Raw genomic sequence first — 18149 nt, 5'->3', positions numbered from 1 at the left:
GAAGAGAAAAGGTTGATATTGTGATATTGCGGTATGTTTCATGTAAATAATCACATAATTAACTTACATAATACACAACGTAAATAACACAGTTGTTGAGAAACTAATGTTATGTATTTTTATAATTTTTATTCTAGAGTGGGTAATTTAGAACGTATATTAAAATGCCTATTCTGCGTTTTTAAGACCTTAGTATGCTAAAACTAGAGTGGTTTTAGCATACCAAAGTGAAAAAATTACGGGTTTGATAGTGCGATTTGCATGTCATACCCCGATGGTGCTTGGTAAACTTTGAGACCAAATTCGGGAAGAATGGCGATTAAATGATCGAAAATATCCGACTGAATCGCTTCATAGTCTTTCCATGCAATTTGATTGCTAAATGCATAAATTTCCAGTGGCAAACCTTTTTCAGTCGGTTGTAGCTGACGCACGATTAAAGACTGATGTTTTGAAATGTTCGGATGCTGATTAAGGTACAGCTCAACATACGCACGGAAGGTCCCAATATTGGTTAAACGTCGCTGATTACAAGGAGATGTATTGCTCAATTTCTGATTAAACTCAACCAGCTCTGTACTTTTGTGATCCAGATATTGGTCTAATAATAAGAACTCTTTAAGTTTGCTTTGTTCTGCTTCAGACATAAAGTGAACGCTACTTTGGTCAATATAAAGTGAGCGTTTGATACGACGTACGCCTGCCTGTGACATACCACGCCAGTTTTTAAAAGTATCAGTGACCAATTTGTTGGTTGGAATCGTGGTAAAGGTTTTATCAAAGTTTTGTACGGTGATGGTATGTAATGACATATCAATGACATCACCGTCTGCATTCAGGGATGGCATTTCAATCCAATCTCCAATACGGACCATGTCATAGGATGAAATCTGAACAGAAGCCACCAAAGACAAAATGGTGTTTTGGAAGACCAACATCAGCACTGCTGCCATAGCACCGAAGCCCGCTAGCAAGGTGAAGACATCTTTTTTCAGGAAAGTTCCTAAGATCATCAAACCACAAACGATGAAAATAATCAGTTTGATTAGCTGTAAATAGCCTTTAATGGGTTTATTTCTAGACTTCGGATTGCGTTGATAAACCAAATTGAAGATATTCAGTAATTCACCAATCGCGAGCGCAATGGTTAAGAAAATAAAGGCCTGTGCCGCCATTTGGACAAAGCTGACCATTTTCGCAGACAGGTGAGGAACGGTAACGATACCATTCATAATGACGATTGCTGGGACAATGTTCGCAATTCGACGAATCACACTATGCTGCGACATGATGTCGTGATTGGCAAATTTTAGCTTAGTGATGAGATGCCGAATACCACGAACGACAACATGCTTGGCAATAATATACGCTAGTATAGCCACTAAAATGAGTATGCAGAATCCTGTCAGCATTTCGATCCAAGGATACTGATCTGACCAGTCTTTTAAACTCTGTATGAAATGAAAATTATCCAAAATGCGATCTTCTTTTGATTAAAACACTGCAAATAGTGTAATCAGCTATACGAATTAAGCAAATTGTGTCACTAAGTTTATACATGTTATCAACGACTTGTTTATTTACTCTCTTAGATTCAGCTTTTAAATCATTATTTGGATGTCGTGAAGTATAGCTCGTTGATGGTCGCGGGATATGTCAGATCAGTGGAATGGTAAATTAGTTTTATAATGAACTAGGAAAAAAGAAGCTTCCTATATGGAAGCTTCTGATGGTTCAAATTACCACATGAGATCATCAGGGATCACATACGCAGCGTATGGATCTTCCTCATCGGTGACTGCTTCATTTTTCTCTGAGGTATTTACGATAATAAAGCCTTCAAGTTTGGCATTAATACGATCAGCTAAAGCTTTAGGTAAGAAGGCATAACTTTCATGATCACGTGCAATCACGAGGCTACCAGCAACCAAGGCATTATAAATTTGTTGATTGATATATTGTTTTTTGATTTTGCCATCGTCAATAAACTGATAGGCCACGTCACCATCGGTATCCCTAATTTTATGCTGCGTGATCATTTGAATGATCGTCGCTTTGAGCTCTTTTTCTTGCAATATCGCTTTCTTTTCAAGTTCAATGGCTTGATCTTTGGCCTGTTTTTGCTCTTTGTCTTGTGCAATTTTTGCCTTGATCTCAGCTTCACTGCTTTGACCTGTTCTTTGCTCATGCACTGCTTGTTTAGAAAGTTTTTTGGCCTTTTTGTTGTCAACTAAACCGGCTTTGAGTAACTGAGCCTGTAATGCATTTTTTACCATAGCGAATTCCACAACTGCGTTTAAAAACGACGATAACGAAAGTAAATGATCCAATATACAACACTAAGGATCAAGCTTAATGCTGTTGGAACTAAAAAAGAATTGAGTTTTAAATAGGGATACATCCAACTTGCACAGAGTCCGCCGATCAAAAAGCCACTTAAAATCAAAAGATGTAAAACTACACGTCGACGCTCAACCACAAGTCCGCGCACACGATAACCAAGCGCTAAACCGAGATCGGTAAGGACACCTGATAAATGTGTAGTGCGAATGATGGTGCCTTTATAATGGCTCACCATGGCATTTTGGACACCCATTGCGACGCAGGCCCAGAGTAAAGCATAACGTGGAAAATAAGGCAGAAAGAACCAACACAGAAAAATAAAAAAAGCCACTAAACTAAGTGGTACGCCATAGCGGCGTCCCAATCGAAAGTGACTATTTCCCAGAATTACACCGCTATAAAATGAACCGATGACATAGCAGACAGTTACTAATAGCAAATATAAAATGCTTTCGGGTTGCCAATGTACAAGCGACATCGCCAAAACACTTACATTTCCAGTCATATGAGAGACGGACTGGTGTAAAACAGTCACCAGTCCTAAGACATTAATCATTCCTGCATTGACTGCAAGAAAGAATGCCCCCAGTTGAATCCAAAGTGGTAAGTGTTGAAATGGCATAACTTAAAAAAAGAAATAATATACTGATTCTACAATATATTATTTTGAAGCGCGGTCAACTGCTGCAGTAAATAATACGTCAGTTGATGAGTTCAATGCGGTTTCAGTAGAGTCCTGTAGTACGCTAATCACCATACCAATTGCAACGACTTGCATTGAAATATCAGATGAAATACCAAATAGGCCACACGCCACTGGAATCAAGAGTAGAGAACCACCCGCAACACCTGAAGCACCACATGCTGAAACTGTTGCAAGCACAGATAAAATCATCATGGTGGTAAAGTCAACATTAAGACCTAGCGTATTCACTGCTGCCAGTGTAAGCACAGTAATAGTCACTGAGGCGCCGGCCATGTTAATGGTCGCACCGAGTGGAATGGCTACACTCGCTGTAGATTCAGCAACACCCAAACGTTTTGCAAGATCTAAGTTCACAGGAATGTTCGCAGCAGAACTACGCGTGAAGAAAGCAGTGATACCACTTTCACGTAAACATTGAAATACCAATGGATACGGATTGCTACGTGTTACCACAGCAACCATAAGCGGGTTGATGACTAAGGCAACGAAAGCCATTGTGCCGAGTAAGACGGCCAATAAATGTGCATAGCTTGCTAATGTGCTTAAACCTGTTTCTGCAAAGGTTACCGCCACTAGACCGAAAATACCGATAGGTGCAAAGTTAATCACCAAACGAATCACGCTATTTACTGCGTGTGCAGTATCATTGAGTAAGTCTTTGGTTGAGTCTTTGGCATGACGGAATGCAGCACCCAAGGCCACAGCCCACGCTAAAATACCAATGAAGTTTGCTTCACTAATGGCAGTTACAGGGTTAGCAATAAAGCTCAACAGCAGGTTCTTAAAGATTTCAATCAAGCTACTTGGTGGTTGTAAGTCAGTATTTGCAGGTAAATTTAAGAACAACGTACTTGGGAAAGCGATGCTGACAGCAACTGCTGAAAAAGCAGCCAGTAGCATACCCACGGCATACATGATGATGATAGGACGTAGATTCGCACTATGACCTACTTTAAAATTTGCAATAGAAGCAAGAACCAAGACAAATACAAGTACAGGCGCGACAGATTTTAACGCTTTAATAAATAAGTCGCCTAGCAGGCTCAAATAAGGTGCAACGCCTGGGAAAACAAGGGCTACACCAATACCCAAAATAATGGCAATAATAATTCGAGTAACTAGACTCATTCGCGCTAAAACAGAAAACATAGAGGCGCCTTGTTGAAATTACGAGGACAAAATACGGATTTTAAGTGCGCCATTTTATACCTAATTTGCTAACTGACTGAAAAATATTTAAATATAAAAATTAAGTTATTGTAATTCCAGTTTTTATTATTCATTTTAATTCATAAAAACGACATATTTAATGGATTTTTATCATAAATGCCTGCTTGATATTTCTCACTATATTGAAAAAGTGCAAGCAGACATTCGGTCTCTTATGAAGTTTTAAGCAGCTGAGGTGAAAGGGTCTGAATGGCTTGATAATGGGTTAAAAAGACATTCCCACTCAAATGTTTCAATAGTTTTGAGCTTTGCAGTCGATCCATCACAGGGCCTTTAACTTCGGACAAATGCAGCTGAATGTTTTGCTTGGCCAATTCTAGATTAATATCTTCCAGCATTTCTAAAGCACTCAAGTCGATACTACTCACACTGGAGCAATTAATCACCACATGGGCTAACTCAGGTTGTTGGCTCACGGCATTGATCAGTTCACCTTTCAATATGTTGGCATTTAAGAAGGTTAGGCTTTCATCTATACGCATTGACAGTACTTGTGCCGTCGTCTGAACTTGATGGCGTTCAACATTGCGAAAATGTTGCGTCCCCTCGACCAAGCCAATCACAGCAATATGTGGCCGGCTAATCCGCCAAAGCAACAAAATAAAGGTTGAGATCATGCCAATGATCAGGCCAGTTGAAATATCGATACAGACAACACCAAAAAAGGTAATCCACATCGCGATACCATCTGCTTTGGAATACTTCCATGCTTCGATGAAGGGTTTAAAGTCTACAAGTTTCCATATCGAGACGATAATCGTTGCAGCCAGAATGGCTAAAGGAAGGTCCTGAAAGAAACCTGTAAAGTATAAGCTCACTACAATAATCAACAGCGAAGAGAGCACACCAGCCATAGGGGTCTGAGCGCCTGCATCTGCATTAACGACAGTACGAGAAAGGCTGCCTGTTACAGGAAAGGCCGAACTGAAACCTGCACTGATATTGGCTAACCCCAAAGCGATAAGTTCTTGGTTGCTGTTGAGTTGACTTCGGTTTTGTAAAGCAGTGGCTTGAGCAATGGAAAGTGATTCAACAAAACTGATCATCGCGATCATGGTTGCACCTGGCAAAAGTTGCAGAACTAAAGTCCAGTTCCAATACGGCATATCGAGTGGAGGCATACCAGATGGAATGATTCCGACGGTTTTGATTCCAAGCGTTTGCAGCTGGAAAAAATAGACCAAGGCAATCGAGGCAACCACTAAAAATAAAGGAATAGTACGCGAAAGTAATACGGTCGATCCGAACCAACCTTTTAAGGCATTAGTATTCAGCAACTTTGGTACATAAATTAAAAATGCAATTGCACACAGTCCGAACAGAAGTGTACCTATGTGAGTCAAACTGATGTATTGCCAAACACTAACCACAAACTCTGGGATGTTATTGGCTTTTAAGGGCAGATCGACAATAAACTTCAACTGACCCAACGCAATCAGCAAAGCAGATGCAATAATGAAACTTTTGATGACGGGGTGGCTAATCAGTTGGATGAGGAAACCAAACCGAAATAAACCCAACAGCAGGGAAATGATACCGACCATTAGGGCTAATAAACATGCCGCTTGTATATAAACAGGTGAACCAACTTCAAACATCGAGTTCAAAGTCGCAAAGGTCATCATCGAAATGATGGCAACAGGGCCAATAGAAAGAGTCGGGCTGCCACCAATGATGGCATAAATAATCATTGGGATAATGCTGGCATATAACCCAGTGATTGGCGGTAAGCCTGCCAACATGGCATAGGCCATGCCTTGAGGAACCAACATGGCAATGACGATAAAAGATGCAAGTAAATCTGACTTAAACGTAGGCGTGTCATAGTGCTTGAGCCATTGCCATGCGGGTAGATAATGGCTTAGACGACGATTCCAATCAGACATAAAAAAATCTAAATCACAAATATAGATATATTATGCATAAAAAATGCTAAGAAGTCTTAGCATTCATTTTCATAGTACAGAAAATATAGTAGTGATTTGGTTTAGAGACGTGGTTTTGGGCAGTACAAGCTATACAAAGTATTTAAAACTTCAATCATGCGTTCATCTTTAATGGAGTAATAAATTTGCTTACCATCACGGCGCGTATTTACCACATCACTTTTACGTAACATCATTAATTGTTGCGAAAGAGTCGGCTGTTTGATGTCGGTAATTTCTTCAATTTGAGAAACATTAAGTTCTTGTTGCGACAAATGACACAAAATTAATAAACGATCAGTATTGGCTAGAGATTTTAAAATACTTACAACAACTTCAGCAGAGTCGCGCATAGACGTTATTTCAAGTCCTGTGTTCATTTAAAACCTACTCATAAAACAAAACAACTGTGCGCTTAGTATAAAACCAAGCCGTTCATAATGCTGTCTTTTCAAGTCCAATATGCATGGCTTTTAGTGAAATAAAATATTAGATAAAGTTATATATACTGAATATTTACATCAAAATTAGTTATTCAAAATATCACTTAAGTTCTCGATATTTATATAATTTAAGCCGATTTTTTAAATCAAAAACTCATTCTTTATGATTATTTATAATAAGCTTTGAATATTTTATCATATAGAGAGCATTAAAATCATAATTACAGAGTTTTTTAAAAATATCATTATAAATTTAAAAAATACAAACATTTATTAAAAGGCATAATTATTGCTTGATAATATTTTTGACCAAAAAGTAAACTTTGAGATGAATGTACAAATTTTTCCATCCCATATAGAAGATGCTGAATATGTGGTTTTGTCATCAGGTTTAGGTGGACATGCGCAGTTTTGGCAGCCACAAATTCAAGACATACAAACCAAATTTCATGTCCTAACTTACGATCAAGAAGGTTGCCATGGCGACAGTACATTATTAAAACCAGATTATTGCATACGCGATTTGGGGCAGCAGCTTTTGCTGATTTTAAAGCAACAACATATTCAACGCTTTCATTTTATCGGTCATGCACTAGGTGGTTTTATTGGTGCGGAGTTGGCATCCTTATGCCAATCGACCGAGTATCAGATGTTATCAATCTCGATTTTAAATGGTTGGGACACGTTAGATGCGCATACCTATAAATGCTTTGAAACCCGAATTAATCTTTTAACATGTGCAGGCACTGAGGCTTATGTCAAAGCACAGGCCTTGTTTTTATATCCGCCAGCTTGGATTTCAGCAAATATAGAAAGTATTCAAAAGCAAGAACAGTTTCAAATTCAAAACTTTCCACCGCATGAAAATGTATTGCGACGGCTGAGTGCTTTAATGAACTTTCAACTGAGCGAGGAGATACGAGCCGCTTTGCAGAATATACCGATGCATTTGATTGCAAACCAAGATGATTTCCTTGTGCCTTACCAACGCTCACAAAACCTAAAACAGTTGTTTCCGCATGCACAGTTGACTCTTTTAAAGCAGGGCGCTCATGCAGCGACTGTAACCGAAACAGTACTGATGAATAAGGAAATGTTGGGCTTTTTAACCGTACAGGAAAGTTCAGTTTAGATTATCGATTGTTTAATTTGGCTTTATAAAGTGAAGGTGTATAGGTTTTAAAATCTATACACCTTTTTTATTTAGGCTAAAAATATAAAAACTCTAGTTTGGATCATTTACCGCACAATCATTGATCACGCCTCACAGAGATAGTGCATAAAATAATAAATAATTTTACTTTTTGGTAAAAAATAAAATTAAGTAAAATTATTTAATATATTGAAAAATAATAATAAATAATAGTTGGCATGGCTTGTGCAAATATATTTTTATCAAACTAAAGGTTAAAAGTCTTGCTGTATTTAGCCTTTGATGTTCTGCAAATAATGAAATAAGTGTAGAGGATGAACGAGATGAAAATAGGTGTATTTTGCCCGATTGGAAATAATGGCTGGCTGCTTTCTGAAACCGCGCCACAGTACATGCCTTCATTTGAACTAAATAAAAAAATTGTTCAACGTGCTGAGTATTATGGTTTTGACTTTGCTTTGTCGATGATCAAACTGCGTGGCTTTGGCGGGAAAACAGAGTTTTGGGATCATAACCTAGAAACATTTACCTTGATGGCTGGGCTCGCTGCGGTGACCAGTAAAATCCAAATCTATGCAACAGCAGCGACGTTGGTGATGCCGCCTGCAATTGTGGCACGTATGGCATCAACGATTGATTCCATTTCAAATGGTCGTTTTGGTTTAAATGTCGTGACAGGCTGGCAAGCACCCGAATATACGCAAATGGGGATGTGGCCAGGAGATGAGTATTTTGCACAGCGCTATGAATATCTTTCTGAATATGTGGAAATTTTGCGTGAACTCTGGGCGACAGGTCGTTCAGATTTTAAAGGAGAGCATTTTACTATGCAGGACTGCCGTGTGAGCCCACGTCCACAAGCAGATATGAAAATTATTTGTGCGGGCCAGTCTGATACAGGGCTTGAGTTTTCTGCCAAATATGCCGATTACAACTTTGTTTTCGGTAAAGGGCTGAATACACCGACAGCTTATGCAGAAATCAATGAGCGCTTAAAACAGCAAACCGATAAAACAGGGCGTGATGTACAAACTTATGTGTTGTTTATGGTGATTGCTGCAGAAACTGATGAAGAGGCGCATGCGAAATGGCAAACATATAATGCTGGTGCGGATATGGAGGCGATTAATTGGCTAATGAACCAAGGGGGTAAAGATACCAAATCTGGAACAGATACTAATATTCGCCAAATGGCATCTTCGGTTTCGCCTGTGAATATCAATATGGGGACTTTAGTCGGTTCTTTTGAACATGTTGCACAAATGTTGGATGAAATTGGTGAAATTCAGGGGACTGAAGGTATTTTGCTTACCTTTGATGATTTTGTACAAGGGGTCGAAGACTTTGGTCAGCGTATACAACCTTTGATGAAATGCCGTGAACATATCGTGGTTGAAGCGGATGCACCACGCGTTGTTTTGGAGAAAAGCGCATGAATGACTCTATAGTCTGTACAGAATTTACTAAACAAAGTCTGCAAGCAAAAACATTAAAAGCAGAACCTGAACATATTGCTTTAGCACCTGAGCACACGGCATTGATTGTGATTGATATGCAAAATGCCTATACCTCAGTAGGAGGCTATTTGGACTTGGCCGGGTTTGATGTATCTAAAACCAAACCTGTGGTTGAAAACATTCAAAAAACCATTACTGCTGCACATGCAGCTGGCATTCAGGTGATTTACTTTAAAAATGGTTGGGATGACCAGTACCGTGAAGCAGGAGGGAGTGATTCACCAAACTTCCATAAGTCGAATGCTTTAAAAACCATGCGCAAAAATCCAGAGCTGCAGGGAAAACTACTGGCAAAAGGTGGTTGGGATTTTGAGTTGATTGATGCACTCAAGCCTGAGCCACAAGATTTAGTCATAGAAAAGCCTCGCTATAGTGGATTCTTTAATACTGCGTTGGACAGTATGTTGCGGGTGCGAGGAATCCGAAATTTAGTTTTTGTCGGTATTGCGACCAATGTCTGTGTCGAGTCGACTTTAAGGGATGGTTTTTTCTTGGAGTATTTTGGGGTCGCTCTTAAGGATGCGTGCTATCAAGCTGGGCCTATCGAGGTGCAAGAAGCAAGTCTCTATAACATCAAAACCTTTTTTGGTTGGGTGTCTGATACACAAAGTTTTGTGAATACCTTTCAAACTTCAAGCAGTCAAACACTGGCAAAAACAGCATAAGTCATACATACGAAAGATAGAGGAAACCTCATGCCTAAAGAAATTATTGTGCCTGAAGGCACAGCGAAACCACTTGCACCATTTGTACCTGCAACTAAGGCTGACAATATCGTTTATGTATCAGGCACCTTGGCCTTTGATGAACACAACAACGTTGTTCACGTTGGTGATGCAGCAGCACAGACTCGACATATTTTAGAAACCATTAAACGAGTCCTTGCAACCGCAGGTGGCACAATGGATGACGTCACTTTTAATCATGTTTTTGTGAAAGATTGGGCCGATTATGGCGCGATTAATGCTGTATATGCCGAGTATTTTCCAAACGATAAACCTGCACGCTATTGCGTACAGACTGGACTGGTCAAGCCAGAGGCTTTGGTTGAAATCGCTTCGGTTGCACATGTGGCTTAAGTGGAATAATCAAATTTTAATGCTCTGATATACGATTTTTTTAGGGCATGGAGAATACGATGAATGCAAAACTGATGAATCAAGATCAAGTTGAAACCTTGCTGAATCATAAAGCACCAGAGGCAATGGGTGAGGCAATGTTGGATCAACACACATTTCGTCAAGGTATGGCGAATCTAGGAGCTGCTGTCAATGTGATTACAACAGATGGGGGGGCGGGTCAGGCAGGCTTTACTGCATCGGCAGTATGCAGTGTGACCGATACACCGCCAACGTTGTTGGTGTGTTTAAACCGTTCAGCCTCTGTGTTTGAGACATTTAAAAGCAATCAAGTGTTATGTGTAAACACGTTGTCGAGTCAGCAACAACATTTATCTAATTTGTTTGGGGGGAAAACTCCAATGCCTGAACGTTTTGCTCAGGGCACATGGTCCACACTTTTGACCAATGCACCTGTATTGGAGGATGCCTTGGTGAGCTTTGATTGTGAAGTGGTACAAACTATGTCTGTAGGCAGTCACGATGTGTTGTTTTGTCAAGTCAAAGCCATGAAGCAAAGTTATGGACTAAATGCGCTGATGTATTTTAACCGTGGTTATTGTGAGCCATTACCAATGTGCTAATTCAAAAAATCCTACTTTTACAAGGAGGGGAAACCCATGCAAACAAAAGAATCGTGGTTTCCAAAATTTAAGCCTTATCAAGGTGATTTAGATACAACGCCTGTGCAAACAGATGAATACTTACCCGCAGGAAAAAGCATTATTTTGGGGTTGCAACATGCTTTTGCCATGTTCGGCGCAACCGTACTCGCCCCATTGTTGATGGGCTTTGATCCGAATCTAACGATCTTCATTACAGGCATTGGTACGATACTCTTCTTCCTCATGACCGGTGGACGTATGCCAAGTTATTTGGGGTCCAGCTTTGCCTTCATTGGAGCAGTGGTTGCAGTTACGGGTTATACAGGTGTTGGAGCAAACCCAAATCTTTCTTTAGCACTGGGTGGAACCATTGCATGTGGGGTGCTGTACGCGTTAATCGGTTTAGTTGTGATACGTACTGGTACGGCATGGATTGAAAAGTTGATGCCACCTATTGTGACAGGTGCCATCGTGATGATTATTGGTCTACACCTTGCACCAGTTGCGATCAAAAGTGTGTCAGCCAATCAGTTTGACTCTTGGATGGCATTAATCACGATTATTTGTATCAGTGTCATTGCTGTATTTACCAAAGGTATGGTGCGCCGTTTACTGCTACTTTTAGGCTTAGTTGCATCGTATTTTATTTATTTTTTACTCACTAATGTCATGGGTTTTGGCACTGCAATTGACTTTGCAAAAGTCGGTCAAGCAGCATGGTTTGGTTTACCAACTTTCCACAGCCCAACCTTTGATATAAACGCCATGATGTTGATTGCACCCGTTGCGATTATTTTGGTGGCTGAAAACTTAGGACATTTCAAAGCTGTGTCGGCGATGACTGGGAAAAATTTGTCTCCTTATATGGGACGCGGTTTCTTTGCAGATGGGGTATGTACCACACTGTCTGCTTCAGTTGGTGGCACAGGGATGACCACCTATGCTGAAAACATTGGGGTGATGGCAGTTACTAAAGTTTATTCAACCACAATCTTTGTTTTTGCAGGTGTATTTGCGATTTTACTGGGGCTTTCGCCTAAGTTTGGCGCAGTGATTAGTACAATTCCCGTTGCACTTTTGGGTGGTGCATCCATTGTGGTTTTTGGTTTGATTACCGTTGCTGGCGCAAAAATTTGGGTCGATAACAAAATTGATTTCACTAAGAACAGTACTTTAATGATTGGGGCCGTGTGTCTGATTATGGGAACTGGTAATTACAGCTTACAAATAGGAAGTTTTGACCTTGGTGGTATTGGCACTGCCACACTAGCAGCCATTCTGCTTAATCTTTTCTTGAACCGAGGCAGTGAAAAAGAGCAAGTCGTAGAAAAGTCGGACGATCAAATCAATAGCACTATTGCTCACAGTTAGGAGTACGTTTTGAGTCTGAATATTGCATTTATAGGACTTGGGGCAATGGGTTGGCACATGGCCTCCCATTTGCCAAAACTGGGTCATCCTGTTTGGGTGTGGAATCGCACAGCGGAAAAAGCGTCTGCACATGCGGAAACTTTTGGTACTTTGCAGGTTGAACTTCAACAAGCGATGCAAGCCGATGTGATATTTTCATGCTTACCGACCAGTGCAGATGTTGAAGTGTTAATTGCGTTACATCCACCCAAATTTGGAAGTTTATGGGTGGATTGTACCAGTGGAGTGCCTGAGTCTGCGCAGCGAATTTCCACTGATTTGGCAGCACGTGGTGTAACTTACTTAGATGCACCTGTTTCGGGTCAAACCATTGGTGCTGAACGCGGTACTTTGACGGTTATGGTGGGTGGTAATATCGCTGGATTTGAAAGGGCAAAACCTATTATTCAGGCATTTGCAGGGCTGATTGAATACGTTGGGGAAAGTGGTGCAGGCTTTGCGGTTAAGGCGGTGAACAATACGCTCATGGCAACGCATTTATGGGCACTGTCTGAAGGCATGTCTATTTTGAAGCATCAAGGCGTTGACTTAGCTGGCGCATTGAGTTGTATTAATCAGTCCAGTGGTAACAGTACCATGTCTGAAACGGTGATGGCGCAAAAAGTTTTGAGCCGCACTTTTCAAAAAACATTTGCTTTAAACCTGTTGCAAAAAGACATTGGTATTGCGATGGATCTGGCCGAAGAAGGACAGATGAAAACACCTGTTTTTCAAGTGACACAAGAACTGTTCTTAAAAATAGATCGAGAACAGGCTGCACAAGTAGATTTTAGCGCGGCCGTTACACAGTTAGAAAAGTGGAATAGTGTAAGGCTCGTTTAAGCTGGTCGCGTGGTAGAAAAGCATGGGAAAACTCATGCTTTTCTGTTTAAGTGATTTATTTATCAAATAAAAACATAAGCCCGACCAAATGTCAGTTTGCATTTAAAAATCAGGGTATGATAATGAGTGGATCATTAAAAACAACATAGGAAACATTGGTATGAGTACTGACTCAGCTTTTCCAACGCCTAATAATTTAGGGATAGCGGTTTATAGTAATAATGCAGAAGCGATTGGTAACACACCATTGGTTCGTATTAACCGAATTATACAAAGTCCAGCCACCGTTTTAGCCAAAGTTGAAAGCCGTAACCCTGCATTTTCAGTAAAATGTCGTATTGGGGCTGCGCTGATTGCGGATGGGGAAGCACGCGGTGTGCTGAAAGCGGGAATGCACATTGTCGAACCAACCAGTGGCAATACAGGCATTGCTTTGGCATTTGTTGCTGCTGCAAAAGGTTATGCGTTAACCCTGACTATGCCATCAAGCATGAGTATCGAACGTCGTAAAGTGATGAAAGCTTTGGGCGCGAACTTGGTTCTCACCGACCCTGCAAAAGGGATGCGCGGTGCGGTAGAAGAAGCACAGCGTTTGTTGGATGAAAATCCAGACACTTATTTTTTGCCACAACAGTTTGAAAACCCAGCAAACCCAGCTATTCATGAAGCAACCACTGGCCCAGAAATTTGGGACGCAACAGGTGGTAAAGTTGATATTTTAGTTGCAGGTGTTGGGACGGGCGGTACGATTTCAGGGATTTCAAGTTATTTTGAAAAAGTAAAAAAACAAGCCCTGTATTCAGTTGCGGTAGAACCTGCTGAATCGCCGATTATTGGTCAAACCAAACGTGGCGAAGCTTTGACGCCTGGACCACATAAAATTCAGGGCATTGGCGCTAACTTTATTCCTAAAAACTTAGACCTCGACTTGGTCGATGAAGTGATGCCAATTGATGCTGCTACAGCAATTGATTGGGCGCGTAAAACAGCAAGCCAAGAAGGTATTTTGGTGGGTATTTCAAGTGGTGCCGCGATGGCAGCAGCAGCTGAACTTGCTGCACGCCCTGAAAATGCAGGTAAAACCATTGTAGTGATTTTACCTGATGGTGGTGAACGTTATTTATCTTCAGTCTTGTTTGAAGATATTTCCGCAGACTAATTAAATATATGAAAAAAAGCTAAACATAAAATGTTTAGCTTTTTTTATACCGTTTAGAAGCTTAAAGGTCTGCGTGTGAAATTTTATCAGGTGTCATGAGGGCTTGGTTGACGTACAGTTTAATCAGACGCTCACGAGAACCGATTGATTTTTGATAATGCGTTGAATTGAGTAACAATGACGCACCGTAGGTCACTGTCCATACATAAGATAAATAGTCACGAATGGACATTGCGCTGTCTAAAGACTTTAAGTAGTCAGAAGTCATGTCTTTAATTTCGATAATACGTTGCTCACGTATTTGATAGAGCTTCTCAAAAAGTTCTTTGAGTTTACGTTCGTTATTGGTTAAACGTTCTTCAATAACGTGCAGTAAAATCGTACGGTTCGAGTTCAACATATTATAAAGCATGTATTCGGAAACATACGTTTTAATATCATTGTTATGCTTTTGAGAAATTTCTAGCAGGCGAGTTTCATTCAAGATAATCAGCTCTAAATAAAGTTGATTTTTACTTTTGAAATGCTTGTAGATCGTACCCTTCGCAATATCGAGTTCCGTTGCTAATTCGCTTAAGGTGATGTCTTGATTATTGTCTAATAATAAAGTCTCAGCCATGGCTAAAATTTTCTCTTTGCGTAATAGAAAATTTTGTTGGCGTACTGAAGTCATTGGCTTATTCCAGTGTATTCCATGAGAACTATAGAGAGGCTATTGAACTTGGTTGAAAATGAAAATTCAACTAAGGTCTTGGATATTACTACAATCGTTTTAAAAATATCCACTTGTTCAACAATAGAAATAAATTCAGGAACATTTTCGAATTTCGTTGTCAATAAATTTGATCTCTAGAGATCAAATTTGGTCCATTGCATTCCTTTTTCGTGATTTTTACACTATTGTCAGTATAGCCACTGTGTTCTTAGAGACGAGAACCTTTAGTGCTAAAGCCTCGAATGCAGTGTGGGTTGATAAATGGATCATCTATCGTATGGATCGATGTCTTATTCACGTGTGTTTGTTTTAATGTCTTTATAGATGACTCGCTTTGAGACGGTAGCACTATGAAAAACATTAAAATAAGATCTGAAACGATTAACCCCTTTGTAATATGAAAAAATAGATAGGGAATGTTTTTAAGTCACTTATTTGGCTTAAAGCAAATAAACCGCAAAAAAGGATGAGATAGAAAATGATTGTTATTGTAGACGGTGTACGTACAGCGATGGGTGGTTTTCAAGGTTCACTGGCGAGCTGTACCGCACCTGAACTTGGTGCGGTGACAATTAAAGAAGTGTTAAACCGTTCTGGCTTACAGCCGACCGATGTGGATGAAGTGATCTTTGGTTGTGTACTTCCAGCAGGTTTAAAACAAGGCCCTGCACGTCAAGCAATGCGTATGGCAGGTCTACCTGACTCAACGGGTGCAACAACCATCAATAAAATTTGTGGCTCTGGTATGAAAGCCGTCATGCAAGCGGCTGATGCGATTAAAGCGGGTTCAGCTGAGATTGTAGTGGCAGGTGGTATGGAGTCGATGTCAAATGCGCCGTACTTACTTGAAAAAGCACGCGCGGGTTACCGTATAGGGCATGGTAAAACAACCGATCACATGTTCCAAGAAGGTTTAGAGGATGCGGAAACAGGTCTGTCGATGGGTGTACTTGCTCAAGAAATGGCAGATAAAAAAGGCTATACCCGTGAGCAGCAGGATCAGTATGCCATTGGCTCTTTAAATAAAGCCGTTGCTGCGATTCAAGGTGGTTTTTTTAAAGATGAAATCGTGCCTGTGACGGTGAGTAGCCGTAAAGGCGATGTTGTGGTTGATCAGGATGAACAACCGCTCAATGCCAAAGTGGATAAAATTCCAACTTTACGTCCGGCATTTAAAAAAGATGGCACGATTACCGCGGCAAATTCGAGTTCTATTTCGGATGGTGCTTCGGCATTGGTTGTAACTTCATCCGAAGTTGCTGACGCACGTGGTCTTAAGCCATTGGCAAAAGTTGTGGCTTATGCAAGTAATTCCCAGCATCCATCTGAGTTCACCATTGCCCCTGTAGGTGCCATTGAGAAAGTTTTAGCTAAAGCAGGCTGGTCTGCGAGTGATGTGGATCTGTGGGAAGTTAATGAAGCGTTTGCGATGGTCACAATGCTTGCAATTGATGGTTTTCATTTAGACCCTGCAAAAGTCAATGTGAATGGTGGCGCTTGTGCACTTGGTCATCCATTGGGTTCATCTGGTTCACGTATTATCGTGACTTTACTGCATGCCTTGAAACGTACTGGTGGGAAAAAGGGTGTAGCTGCTTTATGTATTGGTGGTGGTGAGGCGACTGCTATTGCCGTCGAGCTGCTGGACTAAAACTGTAAATATTCTTAGCTATGCCTGTGAAGAAAATGATTTAAATAGCTATAATTCGGCATGGTTGATTTCATCAAAGGTTCGATTGATTCGGGCCTTTTTTGTTGTGTAAAATACATCAAGATCATGCGACATAACTTTTCAGGGAAAGCATCGATTGTTCAGTACAGCTAAAGGTCTAATTAATGTGCTTTGATTGCTGAAACGTCTGATATTAGACCTAGAGGTTTATAAAAGTAAGTTTTGAGCATTGGATCATCGCTATAATGAGTAGATGATGGATCGTCTACCATCACCATACATATAAGGAACATTTTTTTCGTGTTTGAACTGGACTGTAAATTACTCAGTATCTTTTTTTACGTTTATAAGTTTAAAAGTGTGTCACTGGCGGCTGATCATTTAGAAATGAGTCAACCGACGGTGAGTAACATTCTGAATAAAATTCGCCAACATTATAATGATCCGCTATTTTTGCGGATTGGCAATGAAATGGTACCAACTGAACTGTCGAAACAGTTATTTCCATTGGTCAGTGAGGCTTTAAACAAGGTTGAAATCATCAATAACTTTACAATTGATTTCGACCAAGCCACTTCACAGCAACAGTTTTCTTTGGCCATGACCGATGTTTCGCATTTGGTGCTGTTGCCGAAAATTTCGCAATACTTAAAGAAACATGCGCCGCATATTCGTCTGAATATTCGTCCAATCACCTCTGAAACCAGTTATCAGATGGCAAATGGTGAGATTGATTTGGCGCTGGGTTTTTTACCACAATTGGAAAATGGCTTTTATCAACAGCAACTGTTCGAACAGTATTATGTGGTGATTGCCGCCAAAGATCATCCGCGTTTGACAGGTGACAGTATCAGCACAGCGCAGTACTTGGCTGAGTCACATATCGATATTGATGCGGGCATGGGGCATTACCATATTGAAAACGAACTGCTTAATTTAGAACTAAAACGTGACATTTTAATGCGTTTACCGAGCTATTTGGGCGTCGGCTTGGTGGTACAAGAAACCGATGCGATTGCGACAGTTCCGTATTATTTGAGTGAAGTGCTGCTTTCACGTGGCAATTTAAAAATCTTTAATGCACCAATTGCCTTCCCAAGTTATGGGGTGAAGCAGTATTGGCATATGTCTTGTCATCACAAAACCAGTCATCAGTGGCTGCGTCACATGTTCCATGAAATTTTAATGAAGTAATTCTTAAAGTTTGATGCTTTTTAGTGCGCATAGCAAAAATATGCGTGCTTGAAATCTAAAGTGCCCATTTATTGCTCATAAATAGTATTACGAAGTTTAAAAATCGTAATACTAAA

The 18149-nt window shown here is 40.3% G+C and carries 17 protein-coding genes; 10 read left to right on the top strand and 7 right to left on the bottom strand.

The annotated features are described in order from the left end of the window. Positions 1-236: 236 nt before the first annotated feature. The 6 genes from F946_RS05000 to F946_RS04975 form a co-directional block, all read right to left on the bottom strand. Positions 237-1475: a mechanosensitive ion channel family protein gene (locus F946_RS05000; protein WP_026056495.1), complete on the bottom strand. Its 1239-nt coding sequence runs from the start codon at positions 1473-1475 to the stop codon at positions 237-239. Between the two features lie 264 nt (positions 1476-1739). Next, positions 1740-2276 carry a DUF2058 domain-containing protein gene (locus tag F946_RS04995; protein ID WP_004979801.1) on the bottom strand — a complete coding sequence of 179 codons (537 nt, stop codon included), beginning with the start codon at positions 2274-2276 and terminating at the stop codon, positions 1740-1742. A 20-nt stretch (positions 2277-2296) separates the two neighbouring features. Next, complete coding sequence (locus F946_RS04990) at positions 2297-2965, bottom strand: YoaK family protein (protein WP_004979799.1); 669 nt, start codon at positions 2963-2965, stop codon at positions 2297-2299. Positions 2966-3004: 39 nt separating this feature from the next. Further along, a complete protein-coding gene (sstT, locus tag F946_RS04985) occupies positions 3005-4198 on the bottom strand; it encodes a serine/threonine transporter SstT (RefSeq protein ID WP_004979798.1) in 1194 nt (397 codons plus the stop codon). 233 nt (positions 4199-4431) lie between these two features. Continuing rightward, on the bottom strand, positions 4432-6165 hold the full coding sequence (locus tag F946_RS04980; RefSeq protein WP_004979796.1) for a SulP family inorganic anion transporter: 1734 nt from the start codon (positions 6163-6165) through the stop codon (positions 4432-4434). Between the two features lie 101 nt (positions 6166-6266). Then, a complete protein-coding gene (locus F946_RS04975; protein WP_004693230.1) occupies positions 6267-6584 on the bottom strand; it encodes an ArsR/SmtB family transcription factor in 318 nt (105 codons plus the stop codon). 391 nt (positions 6585-6975) lie between these two features. Between F946_RS04975 and rutD the strand changes: the two genes are divergently transcribed. From rutD to cysK, 8 genes are all read left to right on the top strand, one after another. Next, positions 6976-7779, top strand: a complete 804-nt coding sequence (rutD, locus tag F946_RS04970) for a pyrimidine utilization protein D (RefSeq protein WP_035326813.1) — start codon at positions 6976-6978, stop codon at positions 7777-7779. Positions 7780-8123: 344 nt separating this feature from the next. Then, complete coding sequence (rutA, locus tag F946_RS04965) at positions 8124-9236, top strand: pyrimidine utilization protein A (RefSeq protein WP_004979789.1); 1113 nt, start codon at positions 8124-8126, stop codon at positions 9234-9236. Next, complete coding sequence (rutB, locus tag F946_RS04960; RefSeq protein WP_004979785.1) at positions 9233-9982, top strand: pyrimidine utilization protein B; 750 nt, start codon at positions 9233-9235, stop codon at positions 9980-9982. The genes rutA and rutB overlap by 4 nt, the downstream gene beginning before the upstream one ends. A gap of 30 nt (positions 9983-10012) precedes the next feature. Next, complete coding sequence (gene rutC, locus F946_RS04955; RefSeq protein ID WP_004979782.1) at positions 10013-10396, top strand: pyrimidine utilization protein C; 384 nt, start codon at positions 10013-10015, stop codon at positions 10394-10396. A 125-nt stretch (positions 10397-10521) separates the two neighbouring features. After that, entirely contained in the window at positions 10522-11019 is a 498-nt protein-coding gene (gene rutF / locus F946_RS04950) for an NADH-dependent FMN reductase RutF (protein ID WP_228128112.1), read from the top strand. 36 nt (positions 11020-11055) lie between these two features. After that, a complete protein-coding gene (gene rutG, locus F946_RS04945) occupies positions 11056-12411 on the top strand; it encodes a pyrimidine utilization transport protein G (protein WP_004979776.1) in 1356 nt (451 codons plus the stop codon). A 45-nt stretch (positions 12412-12456) separates the two neighbouring features. Then, complete coding sequence (locus F946_RS04940; protein WP_004979771.1) at positions 12457-13293, top strand: NAD(P)-dependent oxidoreductase; 837 nt, start codon at positions 12457-12459, stop codon at positions 13291-13293. Positions 13294-13453: 160 nt separating this feature from the next. Beyond that, positions 13454-14452 carry a cysteine synthase A gene (cysK, locus tag F946_RS04935; RefSeq protein WP_004979769.1) on the top strand — a complete coding sequence of 333 codons (999 nt, stop codon included), beginning with the start codon at positions 13454-13456 and terminating at the stop codon, positions 14450-14452. A gap of 61 nt (positions 14453-14513) precedes the next feature. On the opposite strand, the gene F946_RS04930 is transcribed toward cysK, so the two are convergent. Beyond that, entirely contained in the window at positions 14514-15125 is a 612-nt protein-coding gene (locus tag F946_RS04930; RefSeq protein WP_004979767.1) for a TetR/AcrR family transcriptional regulator, read from the bottom strand. 520 nt (positions 15126-15645) lie between these two features. Between F946_RS04930 and F946_RS04925 the strand changes: the two genes are divergently transcribed. After that, positions 15646-16818 carry a thiolase family protein gene (locus F946_RS04925; RefSeq protein ID WP_004979766.1) on the top strand — a complete coding sequence of 391 codons (1173 nt, stop codon included), beginning with the start codon at positions 15646-15648 and terminating at the stop codon, positions 16816-16818. 321 nt (positions 16819-17139) lie between these two features. After that, positions 17140-18033, top strand: a complete 894-nt coding sequence (locus tag F946_RS04920; protein ID WP_004979763.1) for a LysR family transcriptional regulator — start codon at positions 17140-17142, stop codon at positions 18031-18033. Positions 18034-18149 lie beyond the last annotated feature (116 nt).

The sequence above is a fragment of the Acinetobacter johnsonii ANC 3681 genome, from assembly GCF_000368805.1.
GTDB lineage: Bacteria > Pseudomonadota > Gammaproteobacteria > Pseudomonadales > Moraxellaceae > Acinetobacter > Acinetobacter johnsonii.
The sequence above is the reverse complement of the archived record's forward strand: the minus strand, read 5'-3'. Positions and strand labels throughout refer to the sequence as shown.